25 protein-coding genes and 2 pseudogenes are annotated in these 19,180 nt (G+C 33.1%); 8 read left to right on the forward strand and 19 right to left on the reverse strand.

Annotated elements, in window-relative coordinates; all coding sequences use genetic code 11:
* Nucleotides 1–184 precede the first annotated feature (184 nt).
* From BLV40_RS26240 to BLV40_RS26255, 4 genes are all read right to left on the reverse strand, one after another.
* Nucleotides 185–646 carry a hypothetical protein gene (locus tag BLV40_RS26240; protein WP_090695507.1) on the reverse strand — a complete coding sequence of 154 codons (462 nt, stop codon included), beginning with the start codon at nucleotides 644–646 and terminating at the stop codon, nucleotides 185–187.
* Nucleotides 647–860: 214 nt separating this feature from the next.
* Nucleotides 861–1,280 carry a PH domain-containing protein gene (locus BLV40_RS26245; protein ID WP_090695510.1) on the reverse strand — a complete coding sequence of 140 codons (420 nt, stop codon included), beginning with the start codon at nucleotides 1,278–1,280 and terminating at the stop codon, nucleotides 861–863.
* 517 nt (nucleotides 1,281–1,797) lie between these two features.
* Nucleotides 1,798–2,289 carry a CPBP family glutamic-type intramembrane protease gene (locus BLV40_RS26250; protein ID WP_090695512.1) on the reverse strand — a complete coding sequence of 164 codons (492 nt, stop codon included), beginning with the start codon at nucleotides 2,287–2,289 and terminating at the stop codon, nucleotides 1,798–1,800.
* A gap of 81 nt (nucleotides 2,290–2,370) precedes the next feature.
* A complete protein-coding gene (locus BLV40_RS26255; RefSeq protein WP_090695515.1) occupies nucleotides 2,371–2,568 on the reverse strand; it encodes a hypothetical protein in 198 nt (65 codons plus the stop codon).
* A gap of 617 nt (nucleotides 2,569–3,185) precedes the next feature.
* Between BLV40_RS26255 and BLV40_RS26265 the strand changes: the two genes are divergently transcribed.
* Nucleotides 3,186–3,308 (forward strand): YjcZ family sporulation protein, encoded by a 123-nt coding sequence (locus BLV40_RS26265; RefSeq protein ID WP_081811100.1) that lies wholly within the window; start codon nucleotides 3,186–3,188, stop codon nucleotides 3,306–3,308.
* A 282-nt stretch (nucleotides 3,309–3,590) separates the two neighbouring features.
* Here the strand turns inward: BLV40_RS26265 and BLV40_RS26270 are convergent, their stop codons facing one another.
* Entirely contained in the window at nucleotides 3,591–4,007 is a 417-nt protein-coding gene (locus BLV40_RS26270; protein ID WP_090695525.1) for a YkvA family protein, read from the reverse strand.
* Between the two features lie 1,533 nt (nucleotides 4,008–5,540).
* Here BLV40_RS26270 and BLV40_RS26275 point away from each other — a divergent pair.
* From BLV40_RS26275 to BLV40_RS26285, 3 genes are all read left to right on the forward strand, one after another.
* Nucleotides 5,541–6,362 (forward strand): ParA family protein, encoded by an 822-nt coding sequence (locus BLV40_RS26275; protein WP_090695528.1) that lies wholly within the window; start codon nucleotides 5,541–5,543, stop codon nucleotides 6,360–6,362.
* Nucleotide 6,363: 1 nt separating this feature from the next.
* Nucleotides 6,364–6,735 carry a hypothetical protein gene (locus BLV40_RS26280; protein ID WP_090695529.1) on the forward strand — a complete coding sequence of 124 codons (372 nt, stop codon included), beginning with the start codon at nucleotides 6,364–6,366 and terminating at the stop codon, nucleotides 6,733–6,735.
* 109 nt (nucleotides 6,736–6,844) lie between these two features.
* A complete protein-coding gene (locus BLV40_RS26285) occupies nucleotides 6,845–7,354 on the forward strand; it encodes a hypothetical protein (protein WP_090695531.1) in 510 nt (169 codons plus the stop codon).
* 205 nt (nucleotides 7,355–7,559) lie between these two features.
* Here the strand turns inward: BLV40_RS26285 and BLV40_RS26290 are convergent, their stop codons facing one another.
* From BLV40_RS26290 to BLV40_RS26300, 3 genes are all read right to left on the reverse strand, one after another.
* Complete coding sequence (locus BLV40_RS26290) at nucleotides 7,560–7,937, reverse strand: PH domain-containing protein (RefSeq protein WP_170833717.1); 378 nt, start codon at nucleotides 7,935–7,937, stop codon at nucleotides 7,560–7,562.
* 52 nt (nucleotides 7,938–7,989) lie between these two features.
* On the reverse strand, nucleotides 7,990–8,169 hold the full coding sequence (locus BLV40_RS26295; protein ID WP_090695535.1) for a DUF4177 domain-containing protein: 180 nt from the start codon (nucleotides 8,167–8,169) through the stop codon (nucleotides 7,990–7,992).
* Nucleotides 8,170–8,318: 149 nt separating this feature from the next.
* A complete protein-coding gene (locus BLV40_RS26300; protein WP_090695537.1) occupies nucleotides 8,319–8,762 on the reverse strand; it encodes a hypothetical protein in 444 nt (147 codons plus the stop codon).
* Between the two features lie 181 nt (nucleotides 8,763–8,943).
* Between BLV40_RS26300 and BLV40_RS26305 the strand changes: the two genes are divergently transcribed.
* The gene (locus BLV40_RS26305; protein ID WP_090695538.1) at nucleotides 8,944–9,552 is read left to right on the forward strand and encodes a TetR/AcrR family transcriptional regulator; all 609 of its coding nucleotides are present in this window, start codon (nucleotides 8,944–8,946) and stop codon (nucleotides 9,550–9,552) included.
* Nucleotides 9,553–9,907: 355 nt separating this feature from the next.
* Entirely contained in the window at nucleotides 9,908–10,057 is a 150-nt protein-coding gene (locus tag BLV40_RS28750; RefSeq protein WP_026593271.1) for a hypothetical protein, read from the forward strand.
* 143 nt (nucleotides 10,058–10,200) lie between these two features.
* Here the strand turns inward: BLV40_RS28750 and BLV40_RS26315 are convergent, their stop codons facing one another.
* From BLV40_RS26315 to BLV40_RS26340, 5 genes are all read right to left on the reverse strand, one after another.
* Nucleotides 10,201–10,791 carry a DUF3967 domain-containing protein gene (locus BLV40_RS26315; RefSeq protein ID WP_026593270.1) on the reverse strand — a complete coding sequence of 197 codons (591 nt, stop codon included), beginning with the start codon at nucleotides 10,789–10,791 and terminating at the stop codon, nucleotides 10,201–10,203.
* An 84-nt stretch (nucleotides 10,792–10,875) separates the two neighbouring features.
* Nucleotides 10,876–11,088: a hypothetical protein gene (locus BLV40_RS26320; RefSeq protein WP_026593269.1), complete on the reverse strand. Its 213-nt coding sequence runs from the start codon at nucleotides 11,086–11,088 to the stop codon at nucleotides 10,876–10,878.
* Between the two features lie 487 nt (nucleotides 11,089–11,575).
* Nucleotides 11,576–12,064 carry a hypothetical protein gene (locus BLV40_RS26330; protein WP_090695540.1) on the reverse strand — a complete coding sequence of 163 codons (489 nt, stop codon included), beginning with the start codon at nucleotides 12,062–12,064 and terminating at the stop codon, nucleotides 11,576–11,578.
* Between the two features lie 19 nt (nucleotides 12,065–12,083).
* On the reverse strand, nucleotides 12,084–12,659 hold the full coding sequence (locus BLV40_RS26335; protein WP_231503985.1) for a replication-relaxation family protein: 576 nt from the start codon (nucleotides 12,657–12,659) through the stop codon (nucleotides 12,084–12,086).
* Entirely contained in the window at nucleotides 12,598–13,896 is a 1,299-nt protein-coding gene (locus BLV40_RS26340; RefSeq protein ID WP_090695542.1) for an FtsK/SpoIIIE domain-containing protein, read from the reverse strand. The genes BLV40_RS26335 and BLV40_RS26340 overlap by 62 nt, the downstream gene beginning before the upstream one ends.
* A gap of 281 nt (nucleotides 13,897–14,177) precedes the next feature.
* On the opposite strand from BLV40_RS26340, the gene BLV40_RS26345 reads away from it, so the two are divergent.
* Nucleotides 14,178–14,417: a helix-turn-helix domain-containing protein gene (locus tag BLV40_RS26345; protein ID WP_081811098.1), complete on the forward strand. Its 240-nt coding sequence runs from the start codon at nucleotides 14,178–14,180 to the stop codon at nucleotides 14,415–14,417.
* 97 nt (nucleotides 14,418–14,514) lie between these two features.
* Here the strand turns inward: BLV40_RS26345 and BLV40_RS28215 are convergent, their stop codons facing one another.
* Nucleotides 14,515–14,865: a hypothetical protein gene (locus tag BLV40_RS28215; protein ID WP_139265625.1), complete on the reverse strand. Its 351-nt coding sequence runs from the start codon at nucleotides 14,863–14,865 to the stop codon at nucleotides 14,515–14,517.
* 410 nt (nucleotides 14,866–15,275) lie between these two features.
* The gene (locus BLV40_RS26350; protein ID WP_090695544.1) at nucleotides 15,276–15,983 is read right to left on the reverse strand and encodes an IS6 family transposase; all 708 of its coding nucleotides are present in this window, start codon (nucleotides 15,981–15,983) and stop codon (nucleotides 15,276–15,278) included.
* A gap of 446 nt (nucleotides 15,984–16,429) precedes the next feature.
* Here BLV40_RS26350 and BLV40_RS29525 point away from each other — a divergent pair.
* Nucleotides 16,430–16,557, forward strand: a pseudogene (locus BLV40_RS29525) (IS6 family transposase); the annotation flags it as partial.
* Nucleotides 16,558–16,662: 105 nt separating this feature from the next.
* Here BLV40_RS29525 and BLV40_RS26360 read toward each other — a convergent pair.
* From BLV40_RS26360 to BLV40_RS29530, 4 genes and pseudogenes are all read right to left on the reverse strand, one after another.
* Nucleotides 16,663–17,382, reverse strand: a complete 720-nt coding sequence (locus BLV40_RS26360; RefSeq protein ID WP_035415532.1) for a hypothetical protein — start codon at nucleotides 17,380–17,382, stop codon at nucleotides 16,663–16,665.
* A gap of 8 nt (nucleotides 17,383–17,390) precedes the next feature.
* A complete protein-coding gene (locus BLV40_RS28980; protein WP_211482144.1) occupies nucleotides 17,391–17,594 on the reverse strand; it encodes a hypothetical protein in 204 nt (67 codons plus the stop codon).
* Nucleotides 17,595–18,014: 420 nt separating this feature from the next.
* The gene (locus BLV40_RS26370) at nucleotides 18,015–18,737 is read right to left on the reverse strand and encodes a hypothetical protein (protein ID WP_090695546.1); all 723 of its coding nucleotides are present in this window, start codon (nucleotides 18,735–18,737) and stop codon (nucleotides 18,015–18,017) included.
* A gap of 274 nt (nucleotides 18,738–19,011) precedes the next feature.
* Nucleotides 19,012–19,180, reverse strand: a pseudogene (locus BLV40_RS29530) (IS6 family transposase); the annotation flags it as partial.

The following is a 19,180-nucleotide window of genomic DNA, read 5'->3' on the forward strand; positions in this document are numbered from 1 at the left end:
AACTACACTAGTGGAGTCTTGCCTACAGAGGTAAGGTTTTTTTGTTGTACCTGAGGTGAACAAACTATACACAATACCTCTCAGACTCCTTTTTGAAAGTAAATTTCTATTTAAAAGTTTACTTTCAATAATAAAAAAGAATCCCGGGATTCTTTTTTTAAAATCAATAAGATATATTATTCAATTATTGAAAAGGAACGTCGTATATAAACCATGTTCCATCTTTTTTATACATATGGAATTGAATATCTTTACCTCTCCATCGGGGCATATTAATAACTGCAGAATCTTTGTGAGCTTCGTTTATTACTACGGATGATCTGGCAAACTTAAAAAATGAGAGCATTTTTTCATGGAGTTCAAGCCTTTCTTTTAAAAATTGCTTCTTTTCCTCAACATTTTCTTCATCATTTTTATAGAAAAGATAAGTTGTTTCATAATTTTTTTCTTGTATTGAATGTAAATATAATCTTACTACTGTTTTAGGTTTTTGCTCTTTTAGTGTATAAATATCTTGGGATTTTTGTAATTTATCATATAACTTTTGTTCTGTATGATTTAAATCTGTTAAATAAGGTGAAAGAGGAAATACAAACCAAAGAATAATGATTACTAAAATTAATAAACCTATTTTTTTCTTATTCATTAAAAGCCTCTCATTCCACATATTTACAATATAAGGATATTTTAATATATATAATATGGTTTTGCTAGGATTTTTATTACAAATAGATTTTCTTTGTTTGCCTTTTAGTATTTACAGTTTTGAATAAGATTAATTATTTTGATAAATGTAAATTTATATCTAAAAGTTTACATTGGTAGTTTTTAGATTTTAAATAAAAATAAACCCATTGTTTTTATTTATTAATGGACCTATCTATTATTTGTATGTTAGGACATTTATTTTTTAATAAATTAATGAATTCTTCTTCTTTTTTTGGTACACAAACTGTCAAAGTATTAAATAACCCATACATAATTTCTAATCGTTGTCTTGACCAGTCTTTTGAACTTGATAATTTTCCATAGTATTTTATATGATGGATATCTTCAAAAGCTATTTCAGCATTCGTGAAATAATAGTTAATAATTAATGACTTGTCAGTAATTTTATAAGTGGATCTGTAAATAAATAAAAAATTGATTATGTTTAATAAGATCATACAACTTAAGTAAATATTGTTAGTGCCTTGTATAAAAAGCATAGAAATAAAAATGAGAATGGCTAATAGAAATATCATTATATGAATAGGATTTTTTTTAACTTTAAATTTCATTCATATTCACCTCTTTATAGTAAGTATAGGGAAAAATGACTACAACATCTATAGTTTTTAATATTATCATTAACTAATTTATGAAAAGTAAACTTAAATTGAATTTTTTAATGATCTTTTATAACCGATTATGTGTTACATTGGTTTATAGCATATATAGAACCTTTCCCTTGCTATGAACCGCAAAATAAACCCTTCAAATCGTACAAAATAATAAAATAAGTTACCAAAATGATTACCATAAACCTTTTTCAAAAGTGTACGGTGCACTTTTTATAATTTTATTGGTTCATACCTTGCGATCTATGACAGCAACTCTGCCACTACCCCTAAGATGTAGTTTTTATGAATCTTTTATCTTCTTGTTTATCATATTTTCAATGTTTATTTTTGTTGTTTGTTTTGAGAAGCAGAAGAATTGATTAGAAGTTAAAATTTTATATTTGTATTAAAAATAAGTAAAAAGCACTTCTTAATGTTTTAAAAGTGCTTTTAAGTTTATATTAATTATGCTGTTTTATAACTTTTGACCAAATTCTATTATGAAGAATGCTATTGCATTATGTAATTCATGTATCCAAAAAACAATCCAGAAAGCAGACATACTTTGTGAATCATTATAATTTTTTTGTTGATATATAAAATATGAATAATTAAATACTAGCCCCATAAGTGTTGCTGCAATTATGTATGTAATATCAAATTGATGATTTAATCCAAATATGATTGATGATATAAGGATAATTAATATATTACGTTCTGAGATATATGGGGTAATTTGTAAAATGAAAAACAGTATTTTTTGAAACAGTATAGTTTCTAGGAATGGAGCAATAATTAACACTAAAAAAATGTGTTCAATAATTGACTCATTTATTGATGGATTAGCTTGTGAAGGTGGTAAAAATAAATTAAGTGGAATAGTAATTAAAAAACTGATTATAGTCATTAGCAAAATAAATGGAATTACATTCAAATTACAAAGAAAATTATGTATGTTTCTGAACATTTATATTTATCCCCTTAGTTATAAAATTCAACAAAATCCAATAATTAATTATTGGATTTTGTTGAATTTTATTTATTTAGTTTATGCTCTTCCGCCATAATGACCAGATTCAATTCTCCCAGCATTATCCATGTCATTACCTAATCTTCCACGACAATAATCATCGCGTAAACAATGGTTTGCAGCTTCATAAATTTTACTCAAAATTCTTATTCTACCACCATTGATTTTCATTTCTTCTTTGTTTAAAGCTACAAACTTTTCTTCATTTAATTTCATAAAAAACCTACAAATCCCGGGACGTTACCCTATATTAAGAAAATATTTATATTTCTTTTTTGATATTAATTATGTAGTTTTATAATTTTTATTTTTAAGATCAAATAGATTTAATATAAATACTAAGAAAAATCCAATTGCACAAAAAGCCTTTAACCAATTAAATTTATGATCTGTGGTAAGTATGGAAATAAATTCAATAGTATTAGTAATAAATAATATCCCGAATATCCATATGTTAAATTTGACCATTTTTAAACTTTGCATAATGTTCCTCTCAATCTTTAATAATGTATATATGTATTATTATATTAAATTTAAACGTTTTTAGGAATGAAATTTATATCTATTCAAAATTTTTAATCAGGCTGTATTACTTTGCTTATAAGGTGACCCCAATATAGATAAATATAGTAAAATAAACCTTGCGAGATACATTTGTGGAAAAATGTTATTAAAAGTAAAGTGGTTTAAGTTGGAGAAAGGCGCCTTAGGGTGTCTTTTCTTTTTTTAAAAGGACCTGCTCAATCAAATCGAAACAACATAAAATAAATCTTAACCGTGAAATCACATATATATCCCTATGTTTTCCCTCTTAACTAAAAGGAGGAACTAATATGGGCTTTGGTGGAAGCTGTGGTGGCTTTGGAGGCGGATTTGCTTTACTAATTGTGCTGTTCATCCTGCTAATTATCATTGGTTGCAGCTGTTGGGGCGGCGGATTCGGCGGAGCTTGCTAAAAACAATCAGAAAAGACACTTATATAAGTGTCCTTTCTTTATGAAAAAATCCCCACACAATGTGCGGGGATCCAGTGTAAACCAATATTTTTAAAGGAACACCCTCATAATAATCTATTTGTCCCCCTCTAGTAAAACAGTAAAATCCTATTTTCTCTCTAGTAAAATACAGTTTTTATATGTAATTTCACGTACTATATCCAATTGATAAAATTAATTTCGAAAATAAAAAGGGTATATTCTAAATTAATTAAATAAAAAAAGAACTAAAGAATGTTTTCTCTAGTCCTCATTACCTACCAACTTATTATCTATTTCTAAAGTATCTACACCTTCCCCAAACCAATCTTGTAATTTATTTTTAGCCAAATCCTTAACATCTTGATCAATATACATAACAACTTGCATAAGAGCAATTCCTAACGCACCTAAGTCATCTGCATAACCAACCACTGGGATAGCATCTAGAATCAAATCTAAAGGAAAAATAAAATAACCTAAAGCTCCAAGAATAATCCCTTTTGTCTTTATTGGAACAGTATCTTTTTGAAGAGTGTAATACAATAATAAAACTGCATAAACAACATTAGCTCCTGCTTTTTTACCATACTTCTTCACTTTATCCCAAAACTTAGAATCTGAATAATATTTACTAGATCTCATCAGTTCCTCTTCTAATTTATCCTTTGAATAATCCATGAACAAATCCCCCAGTCTATAATTAATTACTTCATCATTCACCTTATCCTCTATCTAAGTTAGTGGTAATTCCCTTATTTATTCCTCTATCCTAGGAAGTATTTTCCCCAAGTTTTATGCAAACTTATATTTTTCATCTTTTCTTCGAATTTAATGTTGACTGAAGGTTTTAAGGGTTTTTATCATGTGGGAACGATTATGGAAAACGGCTGGAAGGCAAATTTATCCCCTATTTTGAAAGATCACAAAAAAGCAATCAGGCAAAATAGATGGATAAGTGTCTTTGTTTTTGCCATGCGGTCACTTATAAGGTATCCGTATGTATAGACCCTGTTCACTCAGCGATTTTCACCGCATACACCCTTTTTCTATGGCTTGTCCTTGTAATATCGTCCCTACACGACAAACTGAATGTACTCCCTAGCACCATAATGCTAACGATAACCACCCGAACCTTTTAGAGAATCGTCCCTGGGCAAGTTCTCGCCCACCCTCACCAAAAGAACAGGATTCCAGTGAGGGGTGCTGTTCTTGTAGGCGTATACTCTGTACCCCCTGCACGACCAACAGCTAGCCACACCGTAACACGTTCCCGCTAAATGTATAGCAGCACGTAATTACGGCTTATCAGTTTTTATTAACGTGGTTTCAGGCAATTCCACGCGAACAAAAAACAAAAAGGCATCTCCAATTCCTAAATTGCCTGTACATGCACAAGACTTCTAGGTTTAGAGATGCCCTATATATCTTTTGACTATAAAAAATACAATTCTAGCATTTACTAGTTGAATTTTAGCCAAATCATAGATAAAATGGGTATATCAAATAAGCCTAGTCGAAAGGCATAATTGTTTAAGGATAGTGGTGGTACACTACTTAAACGTAAACACTGTCGGTTAATGCAGTTCATTTCTAGCCAAGTGGTGGTACACTAGCTAGAAGAGTCATTCCCGCTAAAGGTTGGTAGCCATTAGCATATGGGAGTGGCTTTTTGTTTTGTGTTCATATTCAATTGTTTTTAATTCCGCTCTATCGATCTTCATGATCTTCATTTATGTAAAGTATCAAATTATGTTTTGTTTTGTAGAATGTTGCTTGTTGTGTACTACGTTACAACAAGCTTTATCCTTTGTAAACAGCGAATTTACGAACCCCCTTAATAATATCCCTATTTCCCTATTTCCCTATTTCCACTTATAGATATAGGGATATTTCCCCTTTTCCCTATATCTATATTTCCCTATTTTTGAGATTTTTGTGCCTACTAACTTCTCTACGAAATTACATATTTATTTCTTAACTCTCTCTACTTCATACATCAAAAGAATCTTTTGATACCAACGTTTTTGTTATTAATTACTAACTCTATGATTCTATTGCATAACCCTAATATCATTGTTATAATTTCTTTAAAGATATAGAAATATCCCTATTTCTATAGTTAGAAATATCCCTATTTCCCTATTTCTATTTTTCCCTATTTCTATAAAGGGATATAGGGAAATTTCAAAAACTATAACTGGAGTGTTAAAAATGGCTATTACAATTACGGTAGGTAATTACAAAGGTGGAGTCGGTAAAACCACAAATGCTGTATTGAACTCTTATGAAGTTGCGAAAAAAGGAAAGCGTACGTTACTTGTTGATCTTGATCCGCAAAGTAATGCTACAAAATCTTTAATGCTCACAAAATCTATTCTTAATCCCGATGAAATCGTGACTGTTGAAAAAACATTAATGAAGGGGATTCAAGAGGGTAACTTAGATGGTTTAGAAGTTGAAATTATGAAAAATTTACATTTAATTCCTTCTTATGTTGATTTCCAGGACTTCGCAAAGTTCCTTTATAAAACATGTTCTTCTGAAGAGGAAGAGGATCACTACTTTAAGGGATTACTTGAAAAGATAAAACATAAATATGATTACATATTTATCGATGTTCCTCCTATGTCAATTGAAGTTACGAAAAATGCAGTTGTAGCTTCTGATTACGTTCTTATTGCACTTCAAACACAAGAGCGTTCTCTTACTGGTGCAGAAAACTATGTCAATGAGCTTATTAAGTTAAAAGAACAATATGATCTTGATATTGAAGTTGTAGGTATTCTTCCAGTGCTGTTAAAAAACAACGGTAAAGTGGACGAGTATATTATGGAAAACGCTCGTGAAATATTTGGTGAAGAAAACCTGTTTGAAAATATTGTTCCTCAGATGGAACGTATTAAAAGATTCGATGTTAATGGTATTACAGAAAAAGACAGACATGATTTAAATGTTATCGAACTATACGAAAAAATTAGCGATGAATTATTATCTCGAATTGATATTTTTGAAAAAATGAAGGTTGGTGTGTAACATGGCAAAAACACCTGGATTATTAGGTAGAAAAAAGAGTAATTTTGAACCAACTGCTCCTTATATACCAAGTGAGGAGCCTGTTAAATCGAAAACTACCGAAGATACTCCTGTTATTGAAAATAAGGGTGAACAGAAGCAAGGAACTCAAAAAGAGAAGAAAAAAGAACAGGCACCAGAGAAAAAGAAGTTTAAAAACCAGCAGGGCAGCATTAAAATTTCAAGTCAATCCAAAGAAGAACTCGAAGCACTAATGAAGCTTACTAATACGAAATATGCACACGAAATAATTGATTTACTTATAGATCGTTATGTAGAAAATGAATTAACTTCGGCACAAAAAAGGAAATTCAAGCTCTTAACTGAGATTTAAAAAATATAGAAATATCCCTATTTAGAAATAGGGATATTTCTATATTTCCACTTCACCTTATATAAGACGTATATAAGAGAATAACTAATTAAAGTAAGGAATAACATATATGAAATTTAAAGTATTACTAGCAAGCCTAATCGGACTGATACTCGTATGGTGTCTATCATCTAAGGATACTATAGAAGACGGGTTCACACATCGATTAGACTTTGAAAATAAGTTAAAAGAATACTCAAACGGCATGATTGAGATTGAAGATTCAAATATAGAGTATCGTGATAAAGAAAACGATAGTATCTATAAAGCAGACTGGAAAGGTTTCGAAATTTACTCTAGAATGGGTAAAAGTGATTGGCTAGAAAATTCCTATTCGGTTACAACTGAGAAGCTAGTATTTGATGATAAGACAGCGAATGAGCAGTATCGAAAACTGATGGAGTGTATCATTCGTATTGCAGACCCAAAACTCACGATTGAAGAAGTAAATAGGGTAATTGATAGTGGGGTAGACTTAAATCAAATAAAAGATGGTAGAGGTTTCTACTATCAACTAAAGATAGGCCAAGACCCAGTAAACGATATTTCCTTCACGATTGTACCTAAAGATGGATGGTAATAGAATAATGAATAGAAAGAGATAAGACCATAGTGATTGGTCTTATCTCTTTCTATTCTTTTAAACCAATATAATTTTGAAAAAACACGCTAAGCAAAAAATACAATAAGCCGCCCATATGGACAGCTCATTTACATAATTATCGTTATTGGAAGTTAGTAAAAACTATGGTTTCGTCACATATAAATGCCCATATTGTTTATACCTATCTATTTAGTTCTGTTAGAATGGCTTGTACACGTTCCTTTTTGAAAACAAATTTGAATGATTGGTTGTCTTTTAATGTAATTTGAATTGCTCCATTTAGAACCCCATTTGCTTCTTTACACTTTGCTATGTCAGAACGATGAATACCTATGGCGAGTTGAATCTCTGAATTGATTTGTTGCTTATATACAAGTAGCCTCTGATTTGTAATTGCCAACACCGTTGGCATATTTTCTTTTGTAAGCCAAGAGATTTCAGGAAGTAGTTTCATTACCCAAGTAGTAGGTGCAGTTCTTCCAGCAACTACATCAATAATTTGCTCATTCTGTTCTAAATCCTGTTTGATTCTATTCTGATACTTAACTGCAATGCTCATTATCATTTCCCCTCTCATAGTTACAGCAAACTCCTCTTGTTCTTGAAAGGAGTTATTTGGTTCGTTCGAAGATAATCTCAAAATATTTAGCGTATCCTGCAGTTGTTGGAGCAAAGATCTGAACAAATCTCCAACCTTCTTCAGCATGTTCGGCAATAATACGTTTATAATCTTCTTTAGGTTCCCCATTCCATTTATTAGTTTCGACTTTAACGAATTTGTAATCGTACATATTCTCTCCTCCTTTTCCTAATTGTATCATTTAGAAGAAGTGATATTCTTTGTAATTCTAGCTGTATATTGTATACGTGATCGGTTAACATAACGTTCTCATTATTGGTATTAAAAAAGGATCTTCAACTTGAAGATCCTTTTGTTTGATTATCTATTTACATATATTTCTCCACCAGCTGTTGCATAGTAAGAACTATATTTATCTCTTACATCAAGATAATACTTTTGATTAGCTTTCATATTAGTCCACTTTGGGCTGTTCGTCCAACTAGTACAAGCATTGGTTGTAGCATTGCAAAGACGAAATGAAATGGCTTCAAGTTCTAATCTTACAAATTTGTTTGTACTTTTAGTATACAATGCTACCGCTCCATATCCTACCTCGACGTTTCTATGTGTAGACGTTGTATATAGCGTCCCGTCCCATTTCCCATCTTCTGTAACAATGTTTGTAGGATAAACATATCCTGCATGACCAGGGAGACCACCTGTGGCAGAAGCTTCAGATTGAGGGAAGAATGCAAAAAACATTGCAAAGCATAAAACAAATACCAATAGACATTTCTTTATAATTCCTTGAGATAATGTCATTAAACCAGCTCCTTATTATTAGATAAATTCATACTAACCGGTTATAATGTTTTTATATTATTATGAATTATTTGTAATAATGACACTTAAATTATCAAATATTTGTTTAAATGATTAAAATATAATATTTCGATGTGGATGATTTATAAATTTATAGGATAGATAAAGGAGGGTTATTTATATGAAGTATATAACAGGTCAAGAAACTAAAAAGAAAGTTATCGATTCTGCTTTTCAACTGCTTGCGGAAAAGGGATATGATGCAATGAGTATTGATGAGATTATGAAAAGAGCTGGAAAAACAAAAGGTTCATTTTATGTTCATTTTAAGAATAAAGAAGATTTGCTATATGAAGTTATAAAAAATCGATTAGATCGGGATTTTGATCAAATCGTAGAAGAGATTTTAAACGAATTATTGGATGAAACATGCAATGTTAAATTGATATTAAAACGATTGATGAATTTAGTACATGCAGGTACAGGGGGAATAGATCGGGAGTTATGGACTGTTGCTCATCATCAGATGGTCGTTCTTTCAAGGAAAAATCAAATGGTTCGTGAATGGATGCTAAGTCAGTATCAGGCTTGGGTAAATTTCATGTCAAAGATCATCCGTAGAGGACAAGAGTTAGGACAAATTCGTACTGATATAGATGTTCGTGTTATGGTCAATATGCTTATCAGTTTATTGGAAGGTTATGAACTTCGTTCAATGGTTGATCTAGAAATCGATGTTTATGAACAATTAAAACTCATTGAATTGTTTTGCATAGATAATAATTCATGAATACTTTATACATATAAGGTTAACATAACGTCCTATTATCAGAAGTTCTCCTCATCAACAATCCCCGACTTATCAACATTCTGTGAAACATCCTCTTCACCTACGTATGCAGTTTCTCATTCATCCCGTTATATCAGTGGTTAAAAGCAATCATTATCTTTATTTCCTTTACTCCATATGTATAAAATTTCGCATAATCTAACGGCCAACTTACGGGTTAAATAACAAAATATTCCGGATAATATGGGTATAAGTAGAAAAACTAATAAAGTAATAAGGTTTACTTCAATAAAATAAGGTATATTATATTTGTTGAATAGATTGTCTTTAAAGACAAGAAAAGTAGGTGAACAAAGTGGGGAAATATCAATTGGATCACAAAGGTCAGGTAGCTGTGGCCAAGTTTCATGAAAAACAGACGCCTGCCAAATTTGATAAAAAGCAGCAACTTGAAAAATTGCGTGCGGAGTATTTGAAAAAGAAGCAAAAACAAACAGATAAATAATATGTTACGTTTTCCCTAATTTTTGGTGCGAACAAACACAAGAAAAAAGTGGATACCTACTCTCACAAGGAATCCACTCTTTCTTTTTCTACAACTCTATTTTTATATGTTCCTACCCTGGCTGGCAGTTCTTCTTCTTGTCCTTACCAAAACTTCCACCACGGCTTTTTCTTCTCCTTTGCAGCTGCAACCTCTTCACGAAATTCCTGCATTAATTTCTTTGTCTCCTGGATCTCACGCAATGTTCTCATGAGATTTTCATCTCGTGCTTCTAATCGTTTTTCAACTCGTTCATTATGCCGTTCTATACTTCCCTCAATTCGTTTGCTTCTTTGCTCTGCCTGCTCACTTAATCGCTTCTCCATCGCTAACATGCTTTGATTCATTTCTTGCGCCATAACGCTGTACTGTTGCTGGAGTTGCTGTTGAATGTGGAATGGGATTAGATCAGTTTCTTGGGATTCCGCTGTCTCCGCATTTGGATTGGCGATTTCTAATCGCTGCGCAATCATCTTCGCTGCCTTTTCCAGCGTCATACCGTCATGCTTACTAAGCTCAATTAATTTCTCAATGACCATAATGTCCTGTTCTGTGTATTCACGTCTGCCGCGCTTATCCTTCTTCACTGTAAATCCCTCTCGCTGCAACACTTCCATGTACTTTCTAAGGGTGCTATCACTTATTCCTAGTCGTTTGTATACTTCACTAGCAGAATAAACAATTTCGTCCGTCATAACGTCACAACACCTCCTAGTGACAGTATTCCATGATGGTTAAGAAATTCCTGCAAAGAAAAAAGCCCCGTGACTATAGGACTTTTATTTCTTCATTTGCTCTTTACTTTTCAAAACATCTTCTTTAAAGAATAGTCGATCGCGAACCATTTCTTTGATTGGTTTTATTTTTTCTTTTTTTATCATCATGTTTAGGTTTTGCCTTGAACACCCTAAGATATCCAAGGCTTCTGATGTATTTACGATCTCATCATTAATAAAACGAATCAACTCTTCTTTGGTTTCGAATTTATACATCTTTCTTCTCCTTGATATACGTGGTTACCAAATTGAAAATTATTGTTGCAAATGCAAGTATACTAAGTGCAATACAAATATAGTCTGCGGTTTGCAAATTGTTATAGTCAATCAGGTACAAAATTACTCCCAAAACGATAACAACTGGAAAGTCTCTTAAGATGAATTTTTTCATAAGATAAAGCGGAATGTGTTATAATAATCTTAGGTACAAGGGAGGTTTCCCTCTCCTGTGGTGCTACTCTGAGTCGGTTTCTTGGTGGGAACGACTCTTTTCTTTTTCTTCCTTGATTTTGTAGTAAATGTCTAAGCTGTTTTTAATTCCGGAAGATAGTTACGAGTAAATGGTTACGAATGCTGTTATGGAACCTAAGATTACTACCCAATCCACTTTGTTCACTTCCTTTTCTTTATACTCTTATTACACACCGTAAATTGACTTAAGTCAATTTAATTGATGGATTAATTGGTATTTTTTATATTTTTTTTATATCGCTTTTGCAATCTCAACAAGCAATCGCATAAACAATGGAATCATTTGGACCACTATATATCCTATCCCTGCCCTTGAAATAAGACTGAATCCCCGTTCCTGGCTACCCACCATAATAAACAACCCACCGCATAGCGCCACAACGGATGCGATTGGATACGACACTGCTTTGATTAAAAATATTACTGGCTCGAATGCATCCACAATACGATTATACAGTTGGCCATCTATATAATTTTTAAACTTACCATCAGTTGATTGAGCATTTTTAAATACTTCGTTGACATCACTTCCAGGTTCAGCAGCAAATCCATGAGGAATATCTATAATTTGGCTGAATATAATAGCACTACCGATCACAAGACCAATGTGCACTGCGACAGGTGCATATTTTTTTGCTTTCTTTTTGAACAAGCTCCACTTTTTCTTCGCTCCATAGTTACCATCCATAAAATCTTTGATGCTCATTGTCTCAGTTGCCATATGGGCCATCTCCCTATTTTTAATGGAAATCCGTAACTGTGAATATGTTGCAATCTAAACCTTCGCAAAGCTTCTTTAATTGATTTCTGCGGTATTCTGTTGTTGTATACCATGTGAATTTGGGCGGTTTTTCAAATACTTTGCAGTCAATTAGTTTTTTATATTTCTGCATTTTCACTCGGTTTACACTCATTTTCTGTTCGTGATCTATTTCTATAATGTGGTATCTTCCTTCGTCGTTGAATAAAGCATCTGCAATTATAGAAACCATGCCTTTTACGTTCATTTTAACTTCTTGTTTCCACGTTTTAGGGCATTCATAAGCGATATAGATATCATTCCGCATAATATAGTGCCTAAATTGGTTAGAACGTTTGAGCACCTTTTTACTCTCCATGCGCTCACGTCCTTCTTTGTTGAGATAATAAATTTTTTCACCAAAGCGAAAGCTAGATACATATTCTTCAAGGTCCTTCATAACCCGCGATGCATTTCTGTCTCCACCTAAATCATGAAGAACTTGTATTTGCTTCCTAGTCAAAAATCCCAATCTCTTCAAGCTCGAGAGAATATTTTCGATCCTCGTTTCCTTCATGGCCAATTTTTGCATCTTCATGCTCCTTTCTTGCTCTTATATTGATGTGTGGCTTTATGATGTTATCTATTTGCTTATTATCGATATAAACTGTCTGTAAGACCTTCTTTTCGTTAGTTTGGTATATTGCACGCCCTTTGATATTAGGAAGGATTTCTGCACCTCCTTCATCCAATACGGCACGGCTCCCTGCTTCGGTTTGTAATCTGAAGCAAACACGGGCGCCGATGTTTTGACGGAGTTGTGATGGTAAAGCTTCATTAGTTGGATACTGGGTGCTGTACAGCAAACGAAAACCAGCGGCTCTGCCGCGTCTTCCTATATCTACAATGATGTCCTTGCACTCCTGATATGGCGTCATGTCGGCAGCTTCATCTACGATGACAAAGTATCTTGTGGGATCTCCTGCTTCTTTTATATCTTCGTATCCTTTTTCTAGTAAGTATTCGTTTCTCTCATTCAGTTTGTTTTGCAGGTCTCTTAGAGTCTGTAGGGCTTCGTCAGGGTTCTTCGCAATCGATTCGACTTGGTTTAGGAATCTATATCGGTTAAAAGATAGACCACCCTTCAAATCAATTAGGAATAGCTTGGTATTTTCTGATTGGTTGCGTATAAGGGAGGTAATAATTAGCTTCAATACATTCGATTTCCCCATATCCGTCATCCCTGCTGAAATCATGTGTGCAATCGAATCAAAGTCATGTTTTACTAATCCATCTCGTGTAAATCCTATCGGCACTTCCCATCCCCTACACTGCTTCATAATTTCTTTCTCAAACTTCACAAAATCTGGAATCCCTTTCTCATAAACTCGTATTTTTAATAAGCCATCATAAGACAGCTCAATTTCCTTTCTAACGCTTTTTTTCTTGTTTATGATGTTTTGTATTTGTTTTAAGATATCTTTTCGCAAACGAAGAGATTTGAAGTCTGATGGTTTGAAATCGTAAACCTTGCTCTTATGGTTCAATCCATCCTCTAGATGCTGCATCTTTTGTTCGAAGTCGGAGAAGCTAAGACCAAGAGGGATCCTGTAAGCATATTCCACGCCCCACTCATTTCTCGTCTTACGAAGCAGCTGTATTGTCCTGGTATCTTTCCCTTCTTTCACTTTTAAACCGCAATTAGCACAAATACGTTGGATTTTAGAGGCATCATTTGTCGCACCTTTTTGATACATTTTTGTGAAAAGAATTACACCGCCAACTGCTGCTGAACTTACTAACTCGAATATCAAAGTAGAACACCACCTTTCTTTGCTTATTCTGAAAGAATAGTCCCTATAGATTAGAAGAGAGCAAAATGGCTATAAATCATTGAAAATAATAATCTCGTAATGTCTGAAGTATTATTCTGTGAAAGAATTCTATTTGGAATAGGTAAAACAAAGTTTTGAAAGGCTATCAATTCGGAACGGTGAATCGTAATTTGTTTGGTATGGTAAAAGGTATTTTGCACTGTTTGGCCTTTATGTCACTTTTTTTCTTCGGTTTAAAAAAATGACGAAATGGGCAAGCTATGCCTGAGGTGGTAAAGGTGTTTGGATTAGGTAAAAAACGTAGCAAATTTGGTAAATGGTTAGATAAACAAGGGATAACACAAGGGGAATTAGAGAAAGCTGCTAAATTAAGTAGGGGCACAATCTCCAAGTTGTGCAACGATAAAACATATATACCGAAATTCTCAACGATTACTCAAATTATAAGAGGATTGAAAAAGCTAGGGCAAAACATACATGAAGATGATTTTTGGATGTAAAAAAGAACAACTAAGAGTTGTTCTTTTTTTATGATTTGTATTTATCATATATTATAGTAGCTACTACCAAGAAAATGTTGCAGCTTCCACATATCTTTTAACTCGGTAGAAAGAAAAAGGGTCTTCTATAAGTAGCTGGTTTCATTCCTGTGAAAATAGTACTATATAAACCCTCACTGCCACCAAAATATTGATAGGTTGTACAAGCCTTTGTAACTGGGTTGCATAGTCGAACTCTCAAGGTTTGCCCATCCACACGAGTGCCACCGATTTTATAAGGTGCACGGCCGTCAGCGCCAAGATGAACTTCCACATTGGGTTGTGAGTAAGTAGTGGTAATTGAGTTTCCATCCCATTTTCCATCTTCCGTTTCAAAGTAAGTCCAACCAAAACTATTCGCACTGTATGCCGGTTTAATGGTACGTGGGAAGAAGCTGAAATAGAACAATTTATTACTGGCGAAGAATGAACAATAACTAAAATCGAAGATAGTGAAGATCTACTTAAAGAGTCATTAGAAACATTAAAATACTTAATGAAAAACTCTGAAGATGAAACTGTTAGATTGGAAGCTACAAAGGAAACTTTAAAGTTAATAAATAAAATAGTTTAAAGTAATATGTTTCAAGTCAGAGGAAGGAACCTTAGGGTGTCTTTTTTTATGGTAATTATATATGCACTTATACCACATCAAGAGGTACACCTTTTGGCAGGGTGTAAAAACAACTAAAAACAGCACTTCAAAAAGTGCGAAACTCACTTTTGGGACACTTCAAAATAGGGATGTACCTTTTGGGATTCTGGTGCAAAAATCATTTGATAGAGACATAGAAACCTACTAGACTGTTCAATGGCAGATTATGATGCAATTCCAAACAGTTTATGTATGAACCTAACTTCATTTTGGGCAGACTTCACCTGTAGGTGAAGTTGTCCTTTTTTCATCATATGCATGGTTTCAACGTCACTCGATATAGAAGTGGCTGTTTCATATGACTTGAATCCTAACATAGAACGCACACATTTCTTAATGAAACGGTAATCCTGTTCGACTATATTATTGAGATATTTAACTTTCCTTATTTTTATGCCTTCAGGCATACGTTTCTCTTTTTTTAATTCTTGAATTGCTACAGGATAGGCTGGGTTCTTGTCTACTGTTATAACACGAGGTTTACAAATATGAGAAGCAGCCAAGGCTTTCTTGAAAAAGCGCTTAGCTGCTTGTTTATCTCTTGATTCACTGAGATAAAAATCAATGGTATTTCCTTCTGAATCGACTGCGCGATATAAATACATCCATTGACCTTTTACTTTCACATACGTTTCATCGATTCTCCAAGAATCATTTGTTATCTTAAGATGGCGTCGTACTCTTTCATCTAATTCAGGTCCATATTGATGCACCCAACGCATAATGGTGGTGTGAGCAATAGACAAACCTCGTTCCTCCATCATTTCCACCAAATCACGAAAACTCAGGCTGTACCGTAGGTACCATCTTACCGTTAATAAGATAACATCAGGTTGATAGTGCTTCCATTTGAACAAATTTTCCTTTTTCATACCGATCACACACCTTTTTTAGAGTCATACTATCAGTATGTCCAAGTTTAGGAGTTTACTTGCAAGAGCTTTAGAGTTTTTGCACCAGAACCAATGATTATATATAAAAAGAGCCATTTCGGACTCAGAATCATAGACACAATATAAGTGTCTGAATCTGAACCGCGAAACGGCTCTTGAATGTTTAAACGAAATAAAAAAGAAAAGAAAAATAAATCTATATTTAATTTAACATAAATTGAATTGATTTCCTAAGAATTTTCGTTGACTTTTGGAGTAGAGGCTGGTTCGTCGTGTGGGGGCGAACCCCCACGTATTACCTATCTATCCATATGGTAAATGAAATTATAATTCGAAAGCACGAGCGATCCAGCTCGTATAATAACAAATTCAAGCCGATAAACCCAAATAGTTGCTTTTGGATGTGTCGGCTTGATGCTGCCAAAACATCAGCCTCTATATTGATTGGTGTAGAAACGATGCATATCATTAAAAAGGCCAACTTATTTTACAGGACAAGTCTGTCCAAAATGAAATGAAGTCCATTCATCAACTATTCGGAATGGCTGCCTAAGAATAGATTCCATCAGGAATCTATATACCAATTTCAAATAAATGCAATCTTTGCACCAGAACCACTTTTTGTATTTTAACAATAGACATTGTAATCAATCCTTAATTAATAAATTTCATATTCATCTAATATATCTTTCAGTTCAAACCAATCATCATCTGAAAAAACATTATCAAGTTTGGATAACTTAAATTTCACTTTCTGTGCAAAAATAAAAATACTATCGGCCAATTTTATTAATTGGTTATCATCTAACTTATAAAGCGTATCTCCATATAAATATTGCCATACGTATTCTGTTACTTCCATACCTTGTTCAGGCGAGTTTTCTATACATTCTATAATATAAACAAAATCTTCCTTTATCTTTTCATACACTTCTTCTAATACTAATTTTTTTGGTATCTTGATTTGATTTTCCGATAATGACTTTATTAATTTTTCCTTCTGTTTTTTACTCAAGCTATCGCTATTAAACTTGGTTTTTAAATCAAGTAATCGGTCATATTCTGTATTCATTAATTTTATAATTTTTTTCTGATTAACTCTAAGGAAATCAATATCATTATCAGTGTAAATTCCATCTGTATTGATCCTTCTAATTAGGCTATTTATATTCTTACCAATATAATTTATTTCTTTAGTTAAATCTCTATAAGCTTTCATATCGACTTCAAGTTTGAAATGTGATTTTGCTGAATCAATAACAAATGCTGAAACATTTTTATATCCAAAATCTATAGATTTATTTTTAATAAATTCTTTATCCTCTTTAAACAATTGAATTTCCAGTCTTTCCTTTTTTCTATTTGCTCTCAATATCATTTCTCCTTTCATAAAAAATCGAGCGTAGCGACAACAAATATACCGCTTATTTTTGCAAAAAATAACGGTAAATATTTGTAAAGGTTGTAGGAAACTCCTACCAAGTCAAAACGAACGTTTTGGGGTTTGCCCTTCTCACTCTCTATATAAGGAGCTAAAACTTCCACAAGGAACGGGTCGTATTTTTGAGAAACCTGCTCAAAAATCTCCATCCTTGCAAAACTTTTTTCGACTCGTGTGCTTTTCTCGCCAAGCCGACAGACAAAAAGCAAAGCAATGGTCCTCGACTTGGAGAAGCAAGTATACGAGTCGAACCGCTTAGATCATTTGTCCCAAAATAGTTCTTACTCGAAAATTGATACATAATACGTGGGGTTTCGGCCCCACACGACGAGCCAGCATTCTAAACAAAAAGCAATAGAAAAAAAACTAAAGATAAAGGCAAAAAAATAAAATACGTTATCCATTTGTACAGCTCCTTTACATAATTTTGGTTATTAGAAGTTGCTTATTGTACATTAATTTTAGGATAAATGTTTCTTTCATTTTCTTGGATTTAAAAAGACATCTTCTCTAGTCAAAGATGTCTTTTTTTATGTGTTTTTCCAACAATACCCTATTACTTTCTTGACTTACTTTATCGTTTTGCCATCTTCGTCATGATATGAAATGTATGATTCCATTTCATTTGTTGCTTCGCCGTTTAATTGGTGTGATACACCAAATGTTTTACCTTTCCCATCATTATTAATTGCAACGTTCATGTCATTTAACAACTTGGTCATATATTCATATGTTTTGCGCATGCTTTTACTGGTGGGCTTCCATTGTCCAACGAATTCTGTTTTCTCCATTGCTTTCCCCTCGGGATCAATGTGAGCAGTTCGATTAAATTGTTCATGATAAATTTCGCCTGCAAGTCCTCGTAAGTTTTTAAAATCTTTTTCAAGGTCTGTGCCTTTAACTCGAATGTATCTTCCCATAACATCTAAAACAGACTTCGCTTTCAGATAGTAATCGTATCCTTCATCAAAATTTGCATCGGCACCCTTTGGGTCTGGTTTCGAAATTTTATCGACTTGATATGCAATCCAATCTTTCGCATTTGTGGGAAAATCGACCGCAGCCCCATCGCTATTCATCGATAAATCCTCCCATTCTTTATTTGGATCAGCAACGTTTTTAACCGTTTCCACCTTTGGGCTTGATTTCACTTTTTCGTTCGTTTTCGTCACTTCGCAAGCTGTTGATACACTTCCCATAACGATTATCGTTCCAATAGCGAGTAATATTTTAGATTTCATTTTTGTTCCTTCACTTCCTCCCATAATCTTTGTCTTATTTAACCATAACATGAAAAATCTAGATCCTTGTATTCCCTTTTTTATTTTTTTTGGACACAATATGACAATGCACAAATAACATGTTTGCTACCATGAGTAGGGTACGACAACTCGATTACTCTTTTTTGGAACCACTTATAAAAATAAAACAAGAGGATAAGTGATATTTATCCTCTCGTTTTTCCGTTAATGGTCTGTCAAGTTTGAAAAAATAAAATTGTATGCTCAGAGGTTCTGTTGCAAAGTTGATATACACTTAAATCATTTTCATGAAAAGTTTTACCTTTTATGCGATTGTTAATAATCTTTGTAATTCATTGTAAGTCGAAAAACCACAGTCTAATCCCAGACTGCGGTTTCGTTTATATAGGGCATGAATGGTCTCGATACCTTTTAACGTACGTGAAGCATGACGAAGATTTTGAAATCCTGCGGATTTGGTAAAACGTTTCTTT

This window comes from Bacillus sp. 166amftsu, assembly GCF_900107445.1.
Lineage (GTDB): Bacteria > Bacillota > Bacilli > Bacillales > Bacillaceae_G > Bacillus_A > Bacillus_A arachidis.